This window comes from Glycomyces harbinensis, from assembly GCF_900101745.1.
Lineage (GTDB): Bacteria > Actinomycetota > Actinomycetes > Mycobacteriales > Micromonosporaceae > Glycomyces > Glycomyces harbinensis.
The window spans coordinates 21973-42788 of sequence record NZ_FNAD01000021.1; the positions used below are offsets into that span (position 1 = coordinate 21973).

Consider the following 20816-nt stretch of genomic DNA (forward strand, 5'->3'; position numbering starts at 1 on the left):
GAGTATCGCACTAACTAGGGTAGAACCGCATCGCCACTCGGCCGGTACACCCGCCGTTGCATGAGGGATTTATCCTTTAACGGTCCCCCGATTACCGACCTGACCCGGAGGTTCGCGCGGTGAGCACCAAGTCGGCCACTCTTTCGAGGGTGACGATCGTCAGTCCTCGCACCAGGATTGACCTCGCACTGCCCTCAGACGTCCCCCTTTCCGACCTGCTGCCGACGATCCTGCACCAAGCCGGCGAGTACTACATCGACGAAGCCGGCGACAACGGCGGCTGGATCCTCGCCCGCCTGGGCGAGGAGGCCATCGACACCGGCCATTCCTGCTCCCAGCTGGGCATCAGCGACGGCGAGATGCTGTATCTCAACCCCGCCGACGCCGCCAAACCCGAGATCGTGTTCGACGACGTCATCGACGCCGTCGCCACCGCGACCGAGCAGCGCGGCAACCGCTGGGACCACGTCGCGACCAAGCGCTTCAGCGTGGGCGTCGGCACCGCGGCCCTGGCCGTGGGCGCCGTCGCCATCCTGCTCACCGGCCACATGGCTTCCGCGATCGTGGCCCTGGGGGTGGCGGCGGTCCTCGTCGGCGCCTCGGCGCTGCTCTCGCGCGCGGTGGGCGACTCGCGGGCGGCGACCTACTTCGGGATCACCTCGGTGTTCTACGCCGGCGTGGGCGGCCTGCTCATCGCCGGGGGCGACACGAAGCTGTTCGATCTCGACGGCCCGCACGTGATGATCGCCGCGGCGGCGATCCTGCTGTTCAGCGTCCTGGCGATGGTGGCGGTGGGCGACATGGCCTCGGCGCCGGTGTTCATCGTGACGATCCTCGGCGCGATCGTGCTGGGGATCTCGACGGCGCTGATGATGATCATCCCGGGAGGCACGGCCGCCACGGCCGCGGGCATCGCGGCGCCGCTGGCGCTGGTGATCCTCCCGGCGGCCCCGCGCCTGTCGCTGTCGATGGCGATGGTGCCGACCCCGACGCTGCCGACGACCACGGACGAGCTGAAGGAGGGCGACACCGAGGCCATCGACGGCAAGCGGATCCTGAAGCTCTCCGAGCACGCCGGGAACTACCTCGAGGCGCTGCTGTCGTTCGCGGCCGTGGTCGGCCTGGTCTCGGCGATCGCGCTGGCGTTCTCCGACAAGATGCCCGAGGGCCTGATCCTGGCCACGGTCCTGTCGCTGGTGCTGCTGAGCCGGGCGCGTTCGATCGAGGACCGTCCCGCCCGCATCGTCATGCTCGCCGGCGGCATGGGCGGCCTGGCCGCGACGCTCGCGTCGATCTTCGTGGCCAGCGAGGGGAACATCCTGGTGCGGCTGACGGTCATCCTCGGCGCCCTGACGCTCCTGACGCTGATCGCGATGATCTACGGACTGGCCGTGGCCGGCAAGAAGATCGCCCCGACCTGGGGTCGCTCCCTGGACATCATCGAGGCGCTGCTCATCGTGTCGATCCTGCCGCTGGTCGGCTGGGTCTGCAACCTGTACGCGATCGCGCTGTCCCTGCGCGGTTAGTCCCCCCGATCCCCGACCTCGACACTGAGAGAGGCGAATTCCGATGCCCCAGATGCGTTCCCGGCGCGAACAGGTGGACGCCCACCGGTTCATCACGTCGCGTATGAACCAGGCGCTGGTGCTGGCCAACCCCGACTCGATCGAGCGTCCGCTGCGGCGCATCGGCGTGTCGATCTTCGTGTCGGTGATGGTGCTGGCCCTGATCTTCGGCGGCTTCGCGATCGCGACGCTGTTCAACAAGGGCAATGCGCTGCCGGAGGTCGGCAGCATCATCACGATCAAGGGCAGCAACTCCGTCTACGTGTACACGACCAAGAGCGGCGGCGAGCCGACCGAGGAAGACCCGCCGCGGCTGTGGCAGGTCACGAACTACACCTCGGCGCTGCTGCTGGCCAAGCCCGGTTCGGACGGCAAGCCGCCGGTGCAGAACCTGAAGGCCTCGTCGCTGGCGGGGATCGCCCGCGGCGGCTTCACGATCGGCATCCAGGGGATCCCGACCCAGCCGCCGGACCCCAAGGAGCTCTTGCAGAACGAGGACTGGAACGCCTGCTCGATCCCGCGCAAGGACAACGGCACCACGAACTTCCAGCTGACGCAGCTGGCGGTCATGGACCTGCCCGCGCCCCCCGAGGAGCTCGGCGAGGACCGGTGGATGCTCGTCATGACGGCCGTGGACGAGAGCAAGGGCGAGGTCCCGGCGTTCTACCTGCTGTGGAACGGCGCGAAGTATCCGATCGGCAGCGCCGACCGTCCCGCCGACAGGCTGATCGACGACCTGAACCTCTCCATCGGGGACGCCGTCCCGCTCGACGGGGCGATGCTCGACTCGATCCCCACCGGCGCTCCGCTCGCTCCCGAGATCAGGGACGAGTTCAACACCCCCTCCGAGGAGGGGGTGGAGTCCGTCGACGGCACGCTGCTCAAGTACGGCCAGCCGGTCTCGGAGGCCGGTGAGCTGTTCGTACTGGTGAAGACGCCGGACAAGGGCGACGAGTTCGCCCGCATCACCCCGACGATGGAGGCGCTGCTGAAGACCCAGTACGGCGCGACCCTCGAGATCGACCCGGTCGTGAAGGGCGACATCGCCTCCACGGCGACCTACCTGCCGCCGGGCTACCCGGAGGAGAACCTGGGCGACACGCTGTGGACGACCGATTCCCGGCGTCCCGCGGTGTGCGCGGTGTACTCGCCCGAGGCGCAGGAGGAGGAGTCCACGACGATCGCCATCGCCATGTACGAGCAGGCGCCCGAGGAGCTGACCGAGGCGGCGAAGTCCGTCGAGTTCGACGAGAACGGGGAGATCTTCCACCAGGTGTCCATGCGGGCGCAGACGGTGCTGCCGCAGGGCATGGCGGTGCTGGCCGACAGCCGCACCGACGAGGGCGCGACGATCTCGGGCTTCTCCTACATGGTGAGCGACCAGGGCTTCCGCCACGGCCTCGTCGACCAGGGCATCACCGACTCGACGCAGAAGCTGCTGGGGTACGACGGGATCGACCCGATCTCGGTGCCGAACTCGATGATCGAGCTCATCCCGGTGGGTCCGCCGCTGGACCCGTACGAGGCGCGCCAGCAGATGGCGATCGACGCCGACGACGTCCCGCGCTATGAGACCGAGTCCGAGTCGGCCGCCGAGGGCGGCTGAGGCCCGGACGGGTGCCGCGTGCCGCTGGGGACTTCGGTCCCCGGCGGCACCGTCGTTTGTGGGCGCCGTTCGAGCCCCGCTTTCAAAGGTGCTCGGTGCTGGGTGGGGCGTGTTAACCTGGCGCGACACGCTCCCGATTACGCGAGGACTCGTCATGGCCTACCCGCCTCAGCAGCCGGGTTTCGACCCGAATCAACAACCGCCCCAAGGGCAGCCCGGCTACGGGCAGCAACCCGGGTACGGCCAGCAGCCTGGATACGGGCAGCAGCAACCGGGTTACGGCCAGCAGCCGGGTTACGGGCAGCAGCCCGGTCAGCAGCCGGGATACGGCCAGCAGCCGCAGCAGCCCGGATACGGCCAGCCCCAGCAGCCGGGCTACGGGCAGCAGCCGCCGCCCGGGTACGGCGCGCCCGGCCTGCCGCCGGCGCCCAAGTCGAAGACCGGCCTGTTCGTCGGCATCGGCGCGGGCGTCGTTGTGCTGGCGGCCGTGGTGGTCCTGCTGGTCATGCAGCCCTGGGCCGGCGGCCCCGGGGCCGGCGACTCCCCCAGCGACGTGGTCGAGGGCTACATGTCGGCCACGGTCGACGGCGTCAACTCCGGCGGCTTCGCCGACATGGAGGCCCTGGCCGACGACGTCCGCCCGTTCCTGTGCGCGGACATGCAGGACGAGCTCGACACCGGCCTGTCCGAGTCCGACTCGGCGGACGTCGAGGAGTTCGCGGACATGTACGCCGACGCCGAGTTCAACGTCTCCTACGAGCTCGGCGAGGCCACCGAGGACGGCGACACGGCCTCGGTGCCGGTGACCCTCTCGGGCGAGGCGACCTTCGCGGGCGAGACCGTGCCGATGGACGACGAGTACACCGTCGACCTCGTCAAGGAAGAGGGCGTCTGGAAGGTCTGCGGCAGCGACGGCGGCCTGCTCTAGAACAGCAGTGAAGGCCCGCCTCCCGGTCGGGAGGCGGGCCTTTACGATGCGGTCAGACGAGCGCGTTCAGCAGCGGGAAGTAGCCGTCGCGCTGGCCGGCGGCGTTGGGGTGGTAGGACTCGCTGATCGGGTAGGAGAGCCCGTTGACCCACTCGGTGTCGTCGCAGACGGCGTGGCCCTCGAAGGCGTCGCGCACGTCGACGTAGTCGAAGCCGTGGCTGCCGGCCACCTGGCCGATCGTGTCGCCCAACAGGTCGGCGGCGGCGTTGAGCGCGGACTGCTCGGCGGGGCTGATGCGGGTGATGACGTTGCACTGCTCGCCGTTGAACAGCCGCGGGTAGCCCAGGACGATCACCTCGGCGTTCGGCGCGGCCGACTCGATCGCGTCGTAGACGGCGTGCAGCTTCGCGGGAAGCCGGTCGCGGATGAACGCCTCGGCCGCGTCGATCTGGCTGTCGCAGGTCCACGGGTAGGGGTAGGCGCACTGCTGGACGACCCCGGCCCAGCCGGTGTCGTTGCCGCCGATGGTGATCGTGACGAGGTCGGTGCCGGAGGAGAGCCCGCCGAGCTGCGAGGCGAGGACGTCGCCGGTCCTCGCGCCCGAGCAGGCCGCGAAGGTGAGGTCGGCGCCGAGCTCCTCGGCGATCAGGGAGGGGTACGCCGCGTTCGAGCGGCTGCAGTCGGAGCCGTCGTCGATGTACGAGCGGGTGCCGACGCCGGAGGCGTAGGAGTCGCCGAGTGCGACGTATTCGATGGTCTGCGCCTGGGCGGTCCCGCTGGTGAGGGCCAGTACGGAAACGACCGCGGCGAGGAGGGCCGCCGCCATTGTGGAGATTCGTCGGGGGTATGACATTTTGGGCTCCGTCTCGAATTTTGTCCGGGTGCCGGGGCCCTCTTTATATCGGTCCTGTAACGGACGGTCTAGCGCTGGAACGTGCCATGTCGGAATATCGACACCAGTTGTTCCGCTTGCGGGACAAGCGCAAGCGAGCGTTCATTCGGGACGGGTTGCGGGGTTCGCTCAGATGCCCGCGGGGAGGTCGAGCCGGTCGAGCGGCTGGGGTTCGTCGGGGGTCTCGGCCAGGAGCCGGTCGGTGTCGTCCGCCTTCGAGGTCTCGGGCTCGGCGAGCAGGCGCCGGACCTCGGCGTCGAGGTGGGCCCGGACCAGGGACGCGAAGCGACCCGCGTCCTCGGCGGCCAGCGCCTCGACGAAGGCCGCGTGCTCGGAGACGAGGTCGCGGTGGACCTCGAAGTGCTCGTACATCGAGAAGGTGCACAGGCGCGTCTCGATGAGGAGGGTGCCCATCATGCGCGCGAGGCGCACCGAGCCGCCCCACGCCGCGAGGGCGCGGTGGAAGTCGAGGTAGGCGTCGCCCAGGGCGCGGGCGTCGTCCTTGCGCAGGGCGCGCTGCATGCGCTTGACCTCGGTGCCGAGCTCGGCCAGGACGGTGCGGCGCTCGGCGGCGGGCCGGGCGAGGATGCGCCGGCCCAGCTCGGGTTCGATGCGGGCGCGCAGCCAGTGGATGTCGCGCACGTCCTCGGCGGTCATCGTGCGCACGGCCAGGCCGCGGCGCTTGGGGATGACCAGCAGGCCCTCGGCGGTGAGGCGCTGCATGGCCTCGCGCAGGGGGCCGCGGCTGACGCCCAGCTGGTAGGCGAGTTCGGCTTCGCCGAGGACCGCGCCGGGTGGCAGCGATCCGTCGACGACCGCTTCGCGGAGGCGTTCGGCGATGAGGTCCACCGTCGAGGTGCGGCGCACCGGGGCGAGGCGCCCCACCTGACGGGCACCCGCGAGGCCGTTCAGTCCGCTGTTGCGATCAGACACGTCTGCCTGCTCCCCTTCTGTCGCTTCTGGGCAGCATCTTAGCGCCGCTCGTACATCACGCTTCGTCACAAGCTCCGGTTGCGGCACCCGTCAACATGCTTGCATTTTCGTTATCGAACGTCGATCATCGTATTGTCGACAAACTTACAATAGAACGTTAGGGTCGGCAAGACACCGGAGTAGACCTCAGGAGGCGACCATCGTGTCGAACGAACCGCATCTCAACCGCCGCAGCCTGTTCAGAGGCTCCGCTGTCGGAGTCGCCGCGCTCGGGCTCGCCGCCTGCTCGCGGACGGACGACGGCAGCGGCGACGGCCTGCTCAAGGAGGCGCAGGACGGCGGCACCATTCGCGTCGCCTACGCCGACGAGGCCCCGTACGCCTACACCGGCGACGACGGGTCCGTCACCGGGCAATCGGTGGACACCCAGGTCTACCTGCTCGACCAGCTGGGGATCAAGGCCGACCAGATCGAGTGGAAGCTCACCGAGTGGGACTCGCTCATCACCGGCCTGGGCACCAACCACGACATGGTCATCGCCGGGATGTACATCACGCCGGAGCGCTGCGAGGCCGTGGCCTTCGCCAACCCCGACTACGTGATGCCCGACGCGCTCATGGTCCCGGCCGGCAACCCCGGCGGCTACACCGACTTCAACACCATGGCCGAGGGCGACGGCGTCATCGGCGTCATGAACGGGACCAGCGAGCACGAGATCGCCGACGCGATCTACGGCGAGGACCGCATCAACGTGCAGGCCAACCTCGACTCGCTCATCCTCGAACTCAAGGCCGGCCGCTGCGACGCGATCGCGCTGACCAGCGCGAACCTGCGCCTCGCCGCCGACGCGGATGCAGAGGTCGAGGTGACCGAGGGGTTCTGGCTGGTCGACCCCGAGACCGGCGAGGACATCATCGGCGCCGGCGCGGCCGTGTTCCAGCCGAACGACTCGGACTTCCGCGACGCGGTCAACGAGGAGCTGGAGAAACTCCTCGCCGACGACGCGAAATGGGAGGAGCTGACCGGCCCGTACGGCTTCACGCTCGAAGAGAACCACCCGGAGGGCCTCACGGCCGAGGACCTCTGCCCGGACACCTACCAGTAGGAGGCCGGCATGGACTTCCAAGCGGTCATCGAATCACTCCCCCGATACGGCGAACCGCTCCTGGTCACGATCGGGGTCACCGTCGCCTCGGCGGCGCTGGCGCTCGTCCTCGCGTTCACGCTCGGACTCATGACGGGCTCCCGCCGCCTCGCGGTCCGCACCCCGGCCCGGGTGTTCGTGGAGTTCTTCCGCGGCTCCTCGGTGGTGGTGCAGCTCTTCTGGTTCGCGTTCGCGATGCCGGTGGTGCTGGGCATCCAGTTCGACTACCTCATCGTCGCCGGGATCATCGCCCTCGGTTTCAACTACGGCGCCTACTCCTCGGAGGTCGTGCGCGGCGCGATCGCGGCCGTCCCGAAGGGGCAGCTGGAGGCCGCCACGGCGCTCAACCTCACCCCGTCCCAGAAGATGCGGCTCGTGGTCCTCCCCCAGGCCTGGCCCGAGATGATCCCCTCGCTGTGCGCGTTCGCGATCATGCTGCTGAAGGCCTCGGCCCTGGTGTCGGTCATCGGCATCCTCGACATCACCTGGCTCGCCGGGCTCCTGGGCAAGCAGCCCGGGCAGGACCGGCTGCTGCACTACGGCGTCGTCCTGGTGATCTACTTCATCCTCGCCTGGCTCATCTGGACCGGCATGCGGGCCCTCGAACGCAAGGCCAAGCGCGGCCTGGGGATCGACGCGAAGCCCGCCAAGGGCCGCCTGGCCCCGGCCGTGGCCGAAGGAGGTGCCCTCTGATGCAGACCCAATGGAGCAACGAGACCCTCCGGGAGATCTTCCCGGCGATCTGGGACGGCTTCCTGGTGGTCCTCCAGGTCACGCTCGTGGCCGGGGTCATCGCGATCGTGCTGGGCCTGTTCGTCGCCATCGGCGAGCGCAACGGGCCCGTGTGGCTGCGCCGGCCCCTGGGCGCCCTCTTCCAGTTCGTCCGCAACACCCCGCTGCTGGTGCAGGTGCTCATCGTCTGGACGGCGACGAGCCTCTACATCAACCCCGAGTGGAGCGCGTTCGCCGTCGGCTCGGCCGTGCTCGGCGTGCACTACGCGTCCTACACCTCGGAGTCCTACCGGGCCGGGATCGACGCGATCCCCAAGGGCCAGTGGGAGGCCGCGACGGCCTTGAACCTCCCGGCCCGCCGGGTCTGGGGAGCGGTGGTCCTGCCGCAGATGGCGCGGCGCTCCGCGGCCGCCGTCGGCAACTGGATCATCGCCATGTTCAAGGAGGTCCCGACCCTGTTCGTCATCGGCGTCATGGAGATGATCGCCGAGGCCAGGGCCTTCCAAGGCCAGCACTACACCGGTGCCGTCGAGGGGTACACCCTCGCGGGCCTGCTGTTCCTGGCCGCCTCGTATCCCGTGGCGGTCGCGATGCGGAGATTGGAGATTCGCCTTGCAAAGTCCAATTACTGATCCGAGCGGCGCCGAGCCGCTGATCGAGTTCGACCGCGTCGACAAGTCCTTCGGGGACCTCAAGGTCCTCGACAAGCTCAACTTCCGGGTGGACCCCGGCGAGCGCGTGACGCTCATCGGGCCCTCCGGTTCGGGCAAGACCACGATCCTCAGGCTCCTGATGACCCTGGAGAAGGTCACCCCGACCGCGGACCCGGAGACCGAGGGCGGCGTCATCTACGTCGAGGGCAAGCCCTACTCCCACATGGAGAAGGGCGGGAAGCTCGTGCCCGCTTCCGAGCGGTGGCTGCGCCAGCGCCGCTCGCGCGTCGGCATGGTGTTCCAGCAGTTCAACCTGTTCCCGAACATGAAGGTGCTGCGCAACGTCACCGAGGCGCAGGTCCACGTCGCGGGCCGCTCCAAGGCCGAGGCCGAGGCCAAGGCCGGGGAGCTGCTCGAACTGGTGGGCCTGTCGGAGAAGGCCGACGAGTACCCCGCGCGCCTCTCCGGCGGCCAGCAGCAGCGCGTCGCCATCGCCCGCGCCCTGGCGATGGACCCGGACATCCTGCTGCTCGACGAGGTCACCAGCGCGCTCGACCCCGAGCTCGTCGCCGACGTCCTCGCCGTGCTGCGCGACGTCGCCGAGACCACCAGCATCACCATGCTGTGCGTGACCCACGAGATGGGCTTCGCGCGCGACGTCTCCAACCGGGTCCTGATGTTCGACAATGGGCAGATCGTCGAGCAGGGGGCCCCCGAGGCCATCTTCTCTGAGCCGCAAGAAGCCCGGACGCAGGACTTCCTCCGGGCAGTGCTCGCGGAGTAGCATTGGAGTCTCCTCCATCCTTGGAGAGTGTTAGGGGTGTTCGAGGGGGGCGGTCATGAGGGGTTATCGACCGCCCTCCTCATTCTTTTCGCCCGCATTCGGTCCTGAGACCTGCGAGAAGCGGCCGGGTGCGCACTCCGCGCGCGGGTCGCGAGTGGCAGAATCAGTCTCCGTGCAAGCACGCCGATTCCGCCGATCCGAAAAGTGAGCCGATGAACTTGTTCGGTAGAGGTGAACGCCCCACCGAGGAGACCGTGGCCGTGATCGGCCTGGGCCGGTTCGGCTCGGCCGTCGCCGAGTCCCTCACCAGGCTCGGCCACGAGGTCCTCGCGATCGACGAGCGCCCCGAGATCGTCCAGCGCGCCTCCGAGACCCTCACCCACGTGGTGCAGGCCGACTCGACCGAGTCGGCGGTCCTGGGCCAGCTGGGCATCGGCGAGTTCGACCACGTCGTGGTCGCGATCGGCACCGACATCGAGGCGAGCGTCCTCACCGTCCTGGCCTGCGAGGAGGTCGGCGTCCGCGAGATCTGGGCGAAGGCCATCAACGCCAAGCACGGCCAGATCCTCCACCGCACCGGCGCCCACCACGTGGTCTACCCGGAGGCGGCCATGGGCGAGCGGGTCGCGCACCTGGTGAGCGGCAAGATGCTCGACTTCATCGAGTTCGACGACGGCTTCGCGATCGTCAAGACCAAGGCGCCGGCCGAGGCGATCGGCAAGACCCTCGCCGAGTCGCGCCTGCGCTCCAAGTACGGGGTGACCGTGGTCGGCGTCAAGCAGTCGGGCGAGGACTTCACCTACGCCACCCCGGACACGGTCGTCGCCGAGGGCGACACCCTCATCGTCTCCGGCGCGACCACCAAGGTCGAGGCCTTCGCCTCCACCACCTGACATGACCGCACGCGTCAAGGCGTTCTTCAGCCACCCCGCCCGGCTCATCCCGCTGCTGTTCATGGCCGTGATCCTCGGGTCGACCCTGGTGCTCATGCTGCCGGTCGCCTCCGTGGACCCCGGCTCGACCTCGATCACCGACGCGCTGTTCACCGCCACGTCGGCGGTGTCGGTCACCGGCCTGGGCGTGCTGGACACGCCCGTCCACTGGAGCTGGTTCGGCGAGTTCGTCATCATGCTGAGCTTCCAGATCGGCGGACTGGGCATCATGACCAGCGCGGTCCTGGTGGGCCTGTTGGTGTCGAGCAGGCTGGGCCTGCGCACCAAGCTCGCGACCCAGATGGAGATCAGCAAGGCGCTGAGCCTGGGCGACGTCAAGGCCGTGCTGCTGCGCACGGTCGTGTTCTCCTTCATCGTCGAGGCCGCGGTCGCGCTCGTGCTCGCGATCCGCTTCAGCTCGTACGGCTTCGGCTTCGGCGACGCGGTCTGGTACGGCGTCTTCCACGCGGTGAGCTCGTTCAACAGCGCCGGCTTCGCACTGTTCTCCGACTCGCTCATGAGCTACGCGACCGACCCGTGGATCTGCCTGCCACTGTGCTTCGCGACGATCCTCGGCGGGCTCGGCATGCCCGTCATCTTCGAGATGACCCGCCGCCGCTGGGGCCGCAAGCAGTGGTCGGTGCACACCAAGCTCACCCTCGCCGGCTCGGGCATCCTGCTCTTCGGCGGCTGGATCGCGTACCTGCTGTTCGAATGGTCGAACCCGGCCACGTTCGGCCAGTGGCCCTGGTACGACCGGCTGCTGCCGGCGTTCTTCCAGTCCTCCATGGTCCGCGCCGCGGGCCTGAACTCCGTCGACATCGGCCAGATGAACGACGACTCGCTGCTGGCCTCGATCATCCTCATGTTCATCGGCGGCGGCTCGGCCTCCACGGCCGGCGGCATCAAGGTCACCACGTTCTTCGTGCTGCTGCTGGTGATCTGGGCCGAGGTCCGCGGCGAGCCCGACGTCACGGTCTTCCGCCACCGCATCAGCCCCGCGGTCGTCCGCGAGGCGCTCACCGTGGCACTGGTCTACGTGGCCTGCAACGCCTTCGGGATCTTCCTCATGCAGCGCTTCGAACCCGACCTGGACCTGATGTCGATCATGTTCGAGGTCACCAGCGCGCTGGCGACGCTCGGCCAGTCCACCGGCGTCACCTACGACCTGTCCGAGCCCTCCAAGTGGCTGCTGACGATCGCGATGTACACCGGCCGCGTCGGGCCGGTCCTCTTCGCGGCCTCGCTGGCCCTGCGCACCCGCCACCGCCTGTACCGATACCCGGAAGGACGGCCGCTCGTGGGCTGATCGGCCGACCCTCGAAGTGAGCCCCGCCTCACGAGGCCCCCCACCGACAAGCGAAGATGGTCCCAGCACGCCGCAGCGCGGATCGTCGCCCCCAGAAAGGACGCCCCCCGATGTCCCGTAAAGCCCGGCAGCGCACCAGTCGTCTCCCCATCCGCATGCAGTTGATGCTGCCGATCGCAGCGGCGCTGATGGGAATGCTGGTGCTCGGGCTCTTCCAGACGGTGAACGTGTGGGACGAATACCAGAACGCGACCGACGCCGAAGTGCTCGCCGACCTCTCCAAGTCCCTCAACAAGACCCTCGACGTGCACCAGGCCGAGGCCGGGCCGCTGATGGCCTCGGTCATCAACGGCGGCGGCGGCGCGTTCGACGCCGCGGTGGCCCGCCGCGAGACCGACTGGGCCTTCGAGGACCTGGAGGCGACCGCCGACGCGGCGATCCAGCGCTTCCCCGATCTCGAGGACGACCTCGAGACCCTGTTCGACAAGGCCGCCGACCTCCAGGAGGCGCGCACCGCGTTCGACCTGCTCTCCTCGGGCGACGCCGAGTTCAGCGACGACGACGTCGAGGCCGCGTACCTGGTCTACCGCAACGTCGCCGACCAGATCGTCGGCGTCGCCGCGATCCTGCCGAGGCTGGTGAACGACGCGCAGGTCTCGGCGCACCTGGACTCCCTGGCCGCGGTCATGCAGGCCAGCCGCATCGCCGCCGAGATCCAGTTCACCGTGGCCGCCGACCTGGCGCTGCTGAGCGAGAACGGCGAGGTCGTGGTCGGGCGCGCCGAGCTCGCGACGGTGTCCTACCTGTCGGGGTCCTTCGACCGCCAGATCGTGGAGTTCCAGGCGAACGCCTCCACCGAGACCAGCTCGGTCTACAAGGAGGCCATGGACTCCGAGGAGGTCGCCGACGCGCAGCTGGCGCTCGGGATCTACCTGCGCGGCAACATCCCCACGATCACCCCCGAGGACTTCTCGGCCGGGCAGGGCGTGGTCGTGGCCGCGCTCGACACGACCCAGATCTCGGTCATGGACTCGATGGAGGACGACGTCACCGCGATGCGCGACGCCGCCTCCCGGACCCTGCTGACCACGTTCGCGCTGGTGATCGTCCTGGCGCTGACGGCGATCATCTCCGCGGCGATGCTCGCGCGGCGCATCAGCCTGCGCGTCGACGGCGTCCGAGAGGCGACCCTGACCGCCGCGTACGACACGCTGCCCAAGACCGTGGCCGCGGTGTCCCAGGCCGCCAACGCCGACGAGGTGGACCGGCTGCTCCAGGCCGCGAAGCGCCAGACGCTCATGTCGGGCGACTCGCGCTACGCCGACGAGCTCGACAGCCTCGCCGAGGCCTTCAGCGCCGCGCACCACCAGGCCCTGCGCCAGACCGCGAACCAGGCCCTGCTGCGCATCGACGTCGAGGCGATGATGAAGACGCTCGCCCGCCGCGGGCAGAGCCTCATCCGCCGCCAGCAGCAGGTCATGGAATCCCTTGTGGAGGACGCCGGGGGCGACGCGGTCCCCGACGAGTGGCGCAGCGTCTACCACCTGCTCGCGCGCATGCGCCGCAACGAGGAGAACCTGCTCCTGCTCGCCGGCGGCGACCCGCAGCGGCGCTACAACCACCCCTCGGGGCTGGAGCTGATCATCCGCGACGCCGTGGCCGAGATCGAGGACGCCGGCCGCGTCCTGGTCGAGAACCAGGTCGCGGCCCGCCTGGAGACCAAGCCCGCCGGCGACCTGGTGCGCATCCTCGCCGAGCTGCTCGACAACGCCGCCGCGTACTCCCCGCCGACCCAGTCGGTCCGGGTGACCTCGCGGCGCTCGGGTTCGGAGATCGTCATCTCCATCGCCGACGACGGCATCGGCCTCGCGCCCGAGCCGATGGCCGCGATCAACCGCCGCCTGGCCGAGCCGACGCAGCTCACCTCGGAGCTCACCGCGACGATGGGCCTGCTCGTGGTCGGCCGGCTCGCGGCCGAGCACTCGATCAGCGTCCAGCTGCACTCGACCATGGGCAAGGGCACGCTCGCGCTGGTGCGCATCCCGGCGAGCGCGCACGCCGAGGACCCGGTCGGCCTCAACCCGGACGGCTCCGGCGGCTCGGCCGCGCGCCTGGCGCTGTCGGCCCGCGCCGCGAACCTGCCGGTCACCGGGACGGGCGCCGAGGCGGCCGCGCCGAGCGCCGTCGAGCCGATCGTGCCGCGTCCGCGCAAGGCCGGGTCCGCTCCCGAACCGCGCCCTGTAGCTGGGACGACACGCGGCGGAGCCAACGGCGCGAGGCCCCCTGCGGGCCCCGCTCCCGAGACGCTGGATGTTACCTTCAGGAAGGTGAACAGAGCACTCGAAACCTCAGGCAGGGTCAACGGCGCCGAACTGCCCCGTCGCGCGCCAGGTTCCCGGCTGCTCCCAGGCTCCGTTCCCAGCCCGCGCGCGGGCGGCGGCGGAGCCGACCTCGACCCTGCCGAGATCCGGGACCGGCTCGCCGGTTTCGCCTCCGGCATCGCGGCGGCCGCCGCGCACGAACAACGCCAATAGAAAGCAGCGAGATGGATAGCAAGGACAAGAACGTCGGTGAACTCGACTGGCTCCTGACCTCCTTCGTGGAGAAGGTCCCGGACGTCTCCGAGGCGCTCACGGTCTCCGTCGACGGCCTCGCCATCGCCGCCTCGCGCGGCCTGTCGACCGACAGGGCCGACCAGCTCGCCGCCATCACCTCGGGCCTCGCGAGCCTGACGACCGGCGCCGCCAAGGTGCTGGACGCCGGCCGCATCCGCCAGTCCGTCATCGACATGGACGAGGGCGTGCTGCTGCTCATGGCCGTCGGCGACCGCGCCCAGCTCGCCGTGCTGGCCAACGCCGGCTGCGACCTCGGCCAGGTGGGCTATGAGACCGCGCTGCTGGTCAAGCGGGTCTACGCCGCGCTGGAGCCCGACGCCCGCACGGGCATGTAGACCGTAGGAGATTCCTCACCCGCGCGCGGCCGCTTCCGGCGGCCGCCCGCGCACCTCCGCCCTTCCCGCCCGAGCGCGGTGCTCCGCACCGCAGTCGACCTGCGACGACCACCGAACCCGCACGGTCCGATCACCCTCCGCCACGCCGCATCGGCATCGCCCCTCCGCGTCGATGCCCTTTCGCGGCGCTATGCTGCGTTCGCTACCTGGAAAATGAATCTGGAGGCCCACAGGTGACCACGGTTGAGCCGAAGCTTGAGCCAACGCCTATCGTCGCGCGTCCCTGGCCGGTACGTCGCGAGCCGAACGGCTCCTGGCTCGCCCGCACACTCCGCACGACAGACGCGAAGCAGATCGGACTGCTGTACTTCGTCACGTCGTTCGCGTTCTTCGCCATCGGCGGCATCCTCGCCCTGCTGATCCGCGCGGAGCTGTTCCAGCCCGGACTCCAGATCGTGTCGTCGGAGCAGTTCAACCAGCTGTTCACGATGCACGGCACCATCATGCTGCTGATGTTCGCGACGCCGATCGTGTTCGCGTTCGGCAACTACCTGGTGCCCTTGCAGATCGGCGCGCCCGACGTCGCGTTCCCGCGGCTGAACGCCTTCGCGTACTGGCTGTACCTCCTCGGATCGATCCTCGCGGTCTCCGGGTTCATCACCCCCGGCGGCGCCGCCTCCTTCGGCTGGTTCGCCTACCAGCCGCTGTCGAACGCGGTCAACTCGCCGGGCATCGGCGCCGACATGTGGTTCGTCGGCCTGACCATCTCGGGCCTGGGCACCATCCTCGGCGCGGTCAACATGATCACCACGATCGTCACGATGCGCGCCCCGGGCATGCTCATGTTCCGGATGCCGATCTTCACGTGGAACATCCTCATCACCAGTCTCCTGATGGTCCTGGTGTTCCCGATCCTCGCCGCCGCGCTCCTCGCGGTCGTGGCCGACCGCCAGCTGGGCGCCCACGTCTTCGACTCCGAGACGGGCGGGGCGATCCTGTGGCAGCACCTGTTCTGGTTCTTCGGGCATCCAGAGGTGTACATCGTGGCGCTGCCGTTCTTCGGCATCGTCTCCGAGATCTTCCCGGTCTTCAGCCGCAAGCCCATCTTCGGCTACAAGACCCTCGTCGCCGCGACCCTCGCGATCGCGGGGCTCTCGATGGCCGTGTGGGCCCACCACATGTACGCGACCGGCTCGGTCATGCTGCCGTTCTTCTCGCTCATGACCTTCCTGATCGCGGTCCCGACGGGCGTCAAGTTCTTCAACTGGATCTTCACGATGTGGAAGGGCCAGCTGACGTTCGAGGCGCCGATGCTGTTCAGCATCGGCTTCCTGGTGACGTTCCTCCTCGGCGGCCTCTCGGGCGTCCTGCTCGCCAGCCCGCCGGTCGACTTCCACGTCTCGGACTCCTACTTCGTGGTGGCGCACTTCCACTACGTCCTGTTCGGCACCATCGTGTTCGCCGTCTACGCCGGCGTGTACTTCTGGTTCCCGAAGGTCGCCGGGCGCATGTACGACGAGCGCCTCGCGAAGGTCCACTTCTGGCTGACGTTCATCGGCTTCCACGCCACGTTCCTGGTGCAGCACTGGCTCGGCGCCGAGGGCTTCCCCCGCCGCTACGCCGACTACCAGGCCACCGACGGCTACACCACGCTGAACATGATCTCCACCGTGGGCGCGTTCATCCTGGGCCTGTCGACGCTGCCGTTCATCTGGAACCTGTTCAAGTCCTGGAAGGCCGGGCGCGTGGTCGAGACCAACGACCCGTGGGGCTACGGCGGCTCGCTCGAGTGGGCGACCAGCTGCCCGCCGCCGCTGCGCAACTTCGACCGCCTCCCGCGCATCCGCTCGGAGCGCCCCGTCTTCGACGAGAAGTGGGGCCACCTGGTCAAGGAGGTCAAGGGTCACTGACCCCGCCTGCGCGAGCAAGCCCGGGAGCCGCGGCTCCCGGGCTTCTTCGCTGCCCGGGGGGCGGAATTTCGGCCCCGGCCCGCACCGCCCCTACCGCGATCGGCGGTCCGTCACTAGGATCGTGATATGAGCCGGGCACTGATCGTGGTAGACGTCCAGATCGACTTCTGCGAGGGCGGGTCGCTGCCCGTCGAGGGCGGCGCCGCCGTCGCCGCAAAGGTCACCGAACTCATCGGGGCCGCGCCCGGGCGCTGGGACCACGTGGTCGCGACCCGCGACTGGCACATCGACCCCGGCCTGCACTTCTCCGCCGAACCCGACTTCCGCGACTCCTGGCCGCCGCACTGCGTGGTCGGCACCCGCGGCTCGGGCTTCCACCCGGACTTCGACCACTCGCTCGCCGAGGCCGTGTTCGACAAGGGCGCCTACGAGGCGGCCTACTCCGGTTTCGAGGGCTCGGCCGGCGAGACGGGCCTGGCCGAGTGGCTGCGCGAGCGCGGCGTCGACGCGGTCGACGTCGTGGGCATCGCCACCGACCACTGCGTGCGGGCCACCGCGCTCGACGCCGCCGGCGAGGGCTTCGCGACCACGGTGCTCCTGGAGTACACGGCGGCCGTCGCCGAGGAGACGAGGGCCAAGGCCCTCAAGGACCTCGAAGAGGCCGGGGTCGCCGTCGCCTGAGGCCGGGACGCGTCCGCCCCGGCCCCTGCGGTTCAGGCGACGTCCTCCGGCGTGACGTCGACCCGGAAGCCGTTGTTCGACAGGTCCGGGTCGTACACGAACACCTCGGCGCTGTACGTGGTCGGCCTGACGTCGCCCAGCAGGTACATGCCCGAGTCCTCGTCCCCGCTCCACTCCTGCGACGGCGGCGGGGTGAACGTCCACTCCTCCACCACGGACTCCCCCGCGGCGAGGCCCTCGTACACCGCCACGCCCTCGGAGTCGGCCGTGCACGGCGGAAGGTCGAACTCCTCGAGGACGAAGCTGTCGGAGCCGCAGGCGGTCATCTGGAACCCGACCGCCTCGTGGTCGCCCGCGTTCGTCAGCGTCAACTCGATGCGCCAGGTCCCGTCCTCGCCCTCGGTGACCTCCACCGAGGCCTCGATGTCGGTGACCCCCAGCAGGTAGGCCTCCCCGGTGACGTCCTCGAGGTCGGATCCGGTGCGGTACCGCATGATCCGGTAGTCGACCGGAACGGGCTCGTACATGCCCGTCGTCTCCGTGTCGGTCACCATGAGCAGCACGCCCGCGGTCGCGGCCGGTGCGATGTCGAACAGCGGGAAGTCGCTCGTGTCGCCGAGGGCGACCTCCTCGGTCACCTCCCAGCCGCCCGCGCCGTCGCCGGCGACGACGACCGCCTGGCGGACCATCGTCTCGACCGGCATGCACCCGATCAGCGCGACCGCCCGGGTCGGGCCGCCCTCCTCCAGTTTCGTGTGGACCACCTTGAGCACCCACACCGGCCCCTCGTGCATGTACCACTGGCCGTCCTCCCATTCGGGGGTGCCGTCGGCGAGCGTCGCGGGCCCGCTCGGGCACGCGTCGTTCAGACTGCCCCCGTCGGGTTGGAACTCCGGCAGTTCCAGTTCGGCGCCGACGAGGTCCCCGAACGCCGGCAGGACCGGATCCTCGACGTCCTCCGACGCCTGGCCGTCCGGGCCGCCCTCGGGCTCGGCCGCGGACTCGTCGGCGGTGGTCGGATCAGGCGTGGCGGTCGCGGTGGTCTCCTCGGCCGGGGGCGGATCGTTCTCGTCGCCGTTGGACTCCTGGAGCCACCACACGGCGGGCGCGGCGACGAGGAGCGCCGCCAGGCCGGCCGCCAGGGCGCCCCTGGTGGTGCGGCGGCGGCGGACGCGGCCGTGGATGACGGCCGAGTCGACCGGGTCGACCATGAGTTCGGCCGCATGCGCGAGGTCGGCGAACGCCGCTTCGAACTGCGTGTCGTCTGGGGTGCTCATCGCTCCTCCATCTCATCGTGCACGGCGAGACGGCCCGCGAGCGCGGCCTTGCCTCTGGCGAGCCAGGAGCGGACGGTGGCCTCCGGGACGCCTTCCTGGTGGGCGATCTCGGCCACGGTCAGTCCCGCCATGTAGCGCAGGATCACCGCCTTGCGGTGCCGTTCGCCGATGCCGGCGAGCGCCCGCATCAGGTCCACGCGGTCGCCGTCGGGCGGCGGCTCGTGGACCTCCTGCTGGCGTTTGAGGAAGCGCTGCGCGACGGTGCGCCGGCGCAGGTGGCTGGTCGCCAGGTTCCAGGCGACGCGCCGGACCCAGGCGGTGGGGTTCTCGTAGTCCTGGACCTTGTGCCACCGGGCGAGGGCGCGGCAGAACGCCTCGGCCACCAGGTCCTCGGCTTCGGCCCGGTCGCCGGTGTAGGCGAAGATCTGGCCGGTGATGGTGCGGACGTTCGCGGCGTAGAAGTCGTCGAACTCCAGGGTCGGTCGGAGAAGAAGCGGCTGCTCCGCTGCGGGAGGGTGCCGGGTGCCGCGGGTGGGCGTCATGGAGGCTCCTCGGCGTCGAGTGCGGTGCGGCCCCGGGGCCGCACTCTCTAGACGAGGTTCGGCCGCGTTTTGACGCGGTCGATTGAGGAGCTTCGGTTCACAGATTCGCGGGGGCACGGCGAAGCCCCCGCGAGCCGGGGCCCGCGGGGGCTCTGTCCCACCTGCTCACTCGGTGAAAATGCAGGTTCCGGCCGCGCCGATCCAGCCCAGGGCCTGCACGGTCGAGGGCAGTTCGTCGTACGGGGTGGCCGAGGCGACGTCGGCCAAGAACTGCAAGTCTCCGTAGCGGTGCTCCCCGGACGTGTCGACGGCCACGGTCCACTCCATGATGAAGACGTGGTCGACCGGAATCTCGTCGATCTCGGCCACGGCGTCCCACGTCCCGAGCGGGTCGGTGCGGAGGTTGACCGGTACCCCGGAAAGGACCTCGACCTGGGGATCGGTGGCGGCGGTGAGCACGTAGTCGGTGACGGTCCGCGGCCCCGTGTTGTGGATCTCGACGGTGACGGTCCAGACGCCGGTCTCCTCGGTCGCCGCCGCGGTGACTCCGACCGAGAGCTCTGAGTAGGCCTCCGGGCCGAGGTCGCCGATCACTTCCCGCACCGGCTCGCCGCCGGCGTTGAGCGTGATGCGCTCGGCCCAGTACCGGAGGTCGTCGGCGGCGGGATCGTAGCGTTCGGCGAAGCCGACGACCACGCCGTCGCCGACGGCGAAGCCCAAGTGCTGGGGCGATTCACCGTCGAGTTCGGAGTGGACGAGCTGCGTTCCGGCGGCCCACGTGTCGTCCTCGACCTCGTCGAGGGTCACCGCCTGGTACAGCGTCTGCTCGCCGTAGCGGCATCCGAAGAGCCCGACCTGGTAGTACTCCTCACTGCCATCGGACATGAGCGCCTCGCCGGTCTGCACGAGGAAGACCGCGCCGTCATCGACCGGCTCCTGGACGGTGCCGTCGCTGAGCTCCGCGCCGTCGGACGCGCAGACCGCGTCCACGTCGGCGTTCCCGGGCGCGAACGACGGCAGGACGATCGTGGCCCCCACGAGGTCGGGGCCCGGGCCGTATGCGTCCCAGTACTGGTCCTCGTCGGGTGGTACGGAGTCATCGTCGATGGGACGTTCGTGCGCGGTCTGCGGCTGCTCCCGGTCGTCAGCCCCGGCGGTGTTGGCGAGGAGCCACGCCGCGGGTGCGATGAGGGCGAGGGCGGCGGCCCCGGCGGTCGCGGTTCGGCCGACGCGGCGCCGTTTCGCCTTGCGCCGCAATGAAACGGTGCTGCCGTCTTTGACTTCGGCGGTGGTGTCGTCGGTGTATGCGGTGAAGATCGACGCCACGGGGTCGGGGGTGCGGTCGGGGGTGTTCACTGCTGCTCCTCGGATTCGTCGATGCGCAGGCGCTCGGCGAGCGCGGCTCTGCCTCGGGCGAGCCAGGTGCGGACGGTCGACTCGGCGACCTGCTCCTGGTCGGCGATCTCCGCGCCGCTCATGCCTGCGATGTAGTGGAGGATGATCGCCTTGCGGTGGCGCTCGCCCAGTTGGGCGAGCGCGCGTTCCAGGTCGACGCGGTCGGGCCCGGGCCCTTCGACGTCGGCGAGGTGCTGGCGGCGCGTGAAGCGCCGGACGAAGGCGCCGCGCCGGAGCCTGGAGGTGGCGAGGTTCCAGGCGACGCGGCGGACCCAGGTCGCGGGGTTGTCGTACCGGCTGAGGATCTTCCAGCGGATCAGTGCGCGGCAGAAGGCCTCGGCGGCGATGTCCTCGGCTTCGGCGTGGTCGCCGGTGTAGGCGCGCATCTGGGCGGTGATCTGGCCGATGTTGCCGGCGTAGAACGCGTCGAACTCGGCTTGGTGTTCGGGCGCGGCCCGTGATCGCTTCATGATGGACGTTCCGGCGGCTGCTGCGGCATCCATGCGGCTCCTCGTGGCGGGGGTTCGCGGCGCGGTCAAGGCGTCGCACCCTCCACACGAACGAGGGCGCCGCGGCGTCCCAC

Annotated in this window: 19 protein-coding genes; 13 read left to right on the top strand and 6 right to left on the bottom strand. The window is 69.8% G+C overall.

What is annotated here, in order from left to right; all coding sequences use genetic code 11:
* The first annotated feature begins 119 nt into the window (after positions 1–119).
* The 3 genes from eccD (at position 120) to BLQ63_RS28640 (ending at position 4099) form a co-directional block, all read left to right on the top strand.
* Positions 120–1526, top strand: coding sequence for a type VII secretion integral membrane protein EccD (gene eccD / locus BLQ63_RS24820; RefSeq protein WP_091040234.1), 1407 nt, complete (start codon positions 120–122; stop codon positions 1524–1526).
* Between the two features lie 43 nt (positions 1527–1569).
* Positions 1570–3171 carry a type VII secretion protein EccB gene (eccB, locus tag BLQ63_RS24825; protein WP_091040235.1) on the top strand — a complete coding sequence of 534 codons (1602 nt, stop codon included), beginning with the start codon at positions 1570–1572 and terminating at the stop codon, positions 3169–3171.
* A gap of 154 nt (positions 3172–3325) precedes the next feature.
* Positions 3326–4099, top strand: coding sequence for an Rv0361 family membrane protein (locus BLQ63_RS28640; RefSeq protein ID WP_177155095.1), 774 nt, complete (start codon positions 3326–3328; stop codon positions 4097–4099).
* A gap of 52 nt (positions 4100–4151) precedes the next feature.
* On the opposite strand, the gene BLQ63_RS24835 is transcribed toward BLQ63_RS28640, so the two are convergent.
* Both BLQ63_RS24835 and BLQ63_RS24840 read right to left on the bottom strand, forming a co-directional pair.
* Positions 4152–4952, bottom strand: a complete 801-nt coding sequence (locus tag BLQ63_RS24835; protein WP_091040236.1) for an SGNH/GDSL hydrolase family protein — start codon at positions 4950–4952, stop codon at positions 4152–4154.
* 168 nt (positions 4953–5120) lie between these two features.
* Positions 5121–5924, bottom strand: coding sequence for a GntR family transcriptional regulator (locus BLQ63_RS24840; RefSeq protein ID WP_177155096.1), 804 nt, complete (start codon positions 5922–5924; stop codon positions 5121–5123).
* A 202-nt stretch (positions 5925–6126) separates the two neighbouring features.
* Here BLQ63_RS24840 and BLQ63_RS24845 point away from each other — a divergent pair, with 202 nt between their 5' ends.
* The 10 genes from BLQ63_RS24845 (at position 6127) to BLQ63_RS24890 (ending at position 17019) form a co-directional block, all read left to right on the top strand.
* The gene (locus BLQ63_RS24845) at positions 6127–7029 is read left to right on the top strand and encodes a transporter substrate-binding domain-containing protein (protein WP_177155097.1); all 903 of its coding nucleotides are present in this window, start codon (positions 6127–6129) and stop codon (positions 7027–7029) included.
* 9 nt (positions 7030–7038) lie between these two features.
* A complete protein-coding gene (locus BLQ63_RS24850; protein WP_091040238.1) occupies positions 7039–7761 on the top strand; it encodes an amino acid ABC transporter permease in 723 nt (240 codons plus the stop codon).
* Positions 7761–8432 carry an amino acid ABC transporter permease gene (locus tag BLQ63_RS24855; RefSeq protein WP_091040239.1) on the top strand — a complete coding sequence of 224 codons (672 nt, stop codon included), beginning with the start codon at positions 7761–7763 and terminating at the stop codon, positions 8430–8432. Before BLQ63_RS24850 ends, BLQ63_RS24855 begins: the two co-directional genes overlap by 1 nt.
* 19 nt (positions 8433–8451) lie before the next feature.
* On the top strand, positions 8452–9237 hold the full coding sequence (ehuA, locus tag BLQ63_RS24860; protein ID WP_091040291.1) for an ectoine/hydroxyectoine ABC transporter ATP-binding protein EhuA: 786 nt from the start codon (positions 8452–8454) through the stop codon (positions 9235–9237).
* A gap of 212 nt (positions 9238–9449) precedes the next feature.
* The gene (locus BLQ63_RS24865; protein WP_091040240.1) at positions 9450–10130 is read left to right on the top strand and encodes a potassium channel family protein; all 681 of its coding nucleotides are present in this window, start codon (positions 9450–9452) and stop codon (positions 10128–10130) included.
* Position 10131: 1 nt separating this feature from the next.
* Entirely contained in the window at positions 10132–11478 is a 1347-nt protein-coding gene (locus tag BLQ63_RS24870) for a TrkH family potassium uptake protein (protein ID WP_091040241.1), read from the top strand.
* Positions 11479–11588: 110 nt separating this feature from the next.
* Positions 11589–14012 carry a sensor histidine kinase gene (locus tag BLQ63_RS24875; RefSeq protein WP_143015079.1) on the top strand — a complete coding sequence of 808 codons (2424 nt, stop codon included), beginning with the start codon at positions 11589–11591 and terminating at the stop codon, positions 14010–14012.
* Between the two features lie 11 nt (positions 14013–14023).
* On the top strand, positions 14024–14428 hold the full coding sequence (locus BLQ63_RS24880; protein WP_091040243.1) for a roadblock/LC7 domain-containing protein: 405 nt from the start codon (positions 14024–14026) through the stop codon (positions 14426–14428).
* A 233-nt stretch (positions 14429–14661) separates the two neighbouring features.
* Positions 14662–16338 carry an aa3-type cytochrome oxidase subunit I gene (gene ctaD, locus BLQ63_RS24885; protein WP_091040244.1) on the top strand — a complete coding sequence of 559 codons (1677 nt, stop codon included), beginning with the start codon at positions 14662–14664 and terminating at the stop codon, positions 16336–16338.
* Positions 16339–16464: 126 nt separating this feature from the next.
* Positions 16465–17019: a nicotinamidase gene (locus BLQ63_RS24890; protein WP_091040245.1), complete on the top strand. Its 555-nt coding sequence runs from the start codon at positions 16465–16467 to the stop codon at positions 17017–17019.
* Between the two features lie 32 nt (positions 17020–17051).
* On the opposite strand, the gene BLQ63_RS24895 is transcribed toward BLQ63_RS24890, so the two are convergent.
* The 4 genes from BLQ63_RS24895 to BLQ63_RS24910 all read right to left on the bottom strand — a co-directional run bounded on the left by BLQ63_RS24895 (position 17052) and on the right by BLQ63_RS24910 (position 20736).
* Positions 17052–18296, bottom strand: a complete 1245-nt coding sequence (locus BLQ63_RS24895) for a hypothetical protein (protein ID WP_091040246.1) — start codon at positions 18294–18296, stop codon at positions 17052–17054.
* Positions 18293–18838 (bottom strand): RNA polymerase sigma factor, encoded by a 546-nt coding sequence (locus BLQ63_RS24900; RefSeq protein WP_091040247.1) that lies wholly within the window; start codon positions 18836–18838, stop codon positions 18293–18295. The genes BLQ63_RS24895 and BLQ63_RS24900 overlap by 4 nt, the downstream gene beginning before the upstream one ends.
* 165 nt (positions 18839–19003) lie before the next feature.
* Positions 19004–20194 carry a hypothetical protein gene (locus BLQ63_RS24905; protein ID WP_091040248.1) on the bottom strand — a complete coding sequence of 397 codons (1191 nt, stop codon included), beginning with the start codon at positions 20192–20194 and terminating at the stop codon, positions 19004–19006.
* Entirely contained in the window at positions 20191–20736 is a 546-nt protein-coding gene (locus tag BLQ63_RS24910; protein WP_218125490.1) for a sigma-70 family RNA polymerase sigma factor, read from the bottom strand. The genes BLQ63_RS24905 and BLQ63_RS24910 overlap by 4 nt, the downstream gene beginning before the upstream one ends.
* Between the last annotated feature and the right edge of the window lie 80 nt (positions 20737–20816).

What these genes read in the sequence shown, in the direction of transcription:
- eccB (WP_091040235.1), top strand. Translation starts at nt 1,570, where the DNA reads ATGCCCCAGATGCGTTCCCGGCGCGAACAGGTGGACGCCCACCGGTTC.
- BLQ63_RS28640 (WP_177155095.1), top strand. Translation starts at nt 3,326, where the DNA reads ATGGCCTACCCGCCTCAGCAGCCGGGTTTCGACCCGAATCAACAACCG.
- BLQ63_RS24835 (WP_091040236.1), bottom strand. Translation starts at nt 4,952, where the DNA reads ATGTCATACCCCCGACGAATCTCCACAATGGCGGCGGCCCTCCTCGCC.
- BLQ63_RS24850 (WP_091040238.1), top strand. Translation starts at nt 7,039, where the DNA reads ATGGACTTCCAAGCGGTCATCGAATCACTCCCCCGATACGGCGAACCG.
- BLQ63_RS24855 (WP_091040239.1), top strand. Translation starts at nt 7,761, where the DNA reads ATGCAGACCCAATGGAGCAACGAGACCCTCCGGGAGATCTTCCCGGCG.
- BLQ63_RS24865 (WP_091040240.1), top strand. Translation starts at nt 9,450, where the DNA reads ATGAACTTGTTCGGTAGAGGTGAACGCCCCACCGAGGAGACCGTGGCC.
- BLQ63_RS24870 (WP_091040241.1), top strand. Translation starts at nt 10,132, where the DNA reads ATGACCGCACGCGTCAAGGCGTTCTTCAGCCACCCCGCCCGGCTCATC.
- BLQ63_RS24875 (WP_143015079.1), top strand. Translation starts at nt 11,589, where the DNA reads ATGTCCCGTAAAGCCCGGCAGCGCACCAGTCGTCTCCCCATCCGCATG.
- BLQ63_RS24880 (WP_091040243.1), top strand. Translation starts at nt 14,024, where the DNA reads ATGGATAGCAAGGACAAGAACGTCGGTGAACTCGACTGGCTCCTGACC.
- BLQ63_RS24890 (WP_091040245.1), top strand. Translation starts at nt 16,465, where the DNA reads ATGAGCCGGGCACTGATCGTGGTAGACGTCCAGATCGACTTCTGCGAG.
- BLQ63_RS24895 (WP_091040246.1), bottom strand. Translation starts at nt 18,296, where the DNA reads ATGAGCACCCCAGACGACACGCAGTTCGAAGCGGCGTTCGCCGACCTC.
- BLQ63_RS24900 (WP_091040247.1), bottom strand. Translation starts at nt 18,838, where the DNA reads ATGACGCCCACCCGCGGCACCCGGCACCCTCCCGCAGCGGAGCAGCCG.
- BLQ63_RS24910 (WP_218125490.1), bottom strand. Translation starts at nt 20,736, where the DNA reads ATGGATGCCGCAGCAGCCGCCGGAACGTCCATCATGAAGCGATCACGG.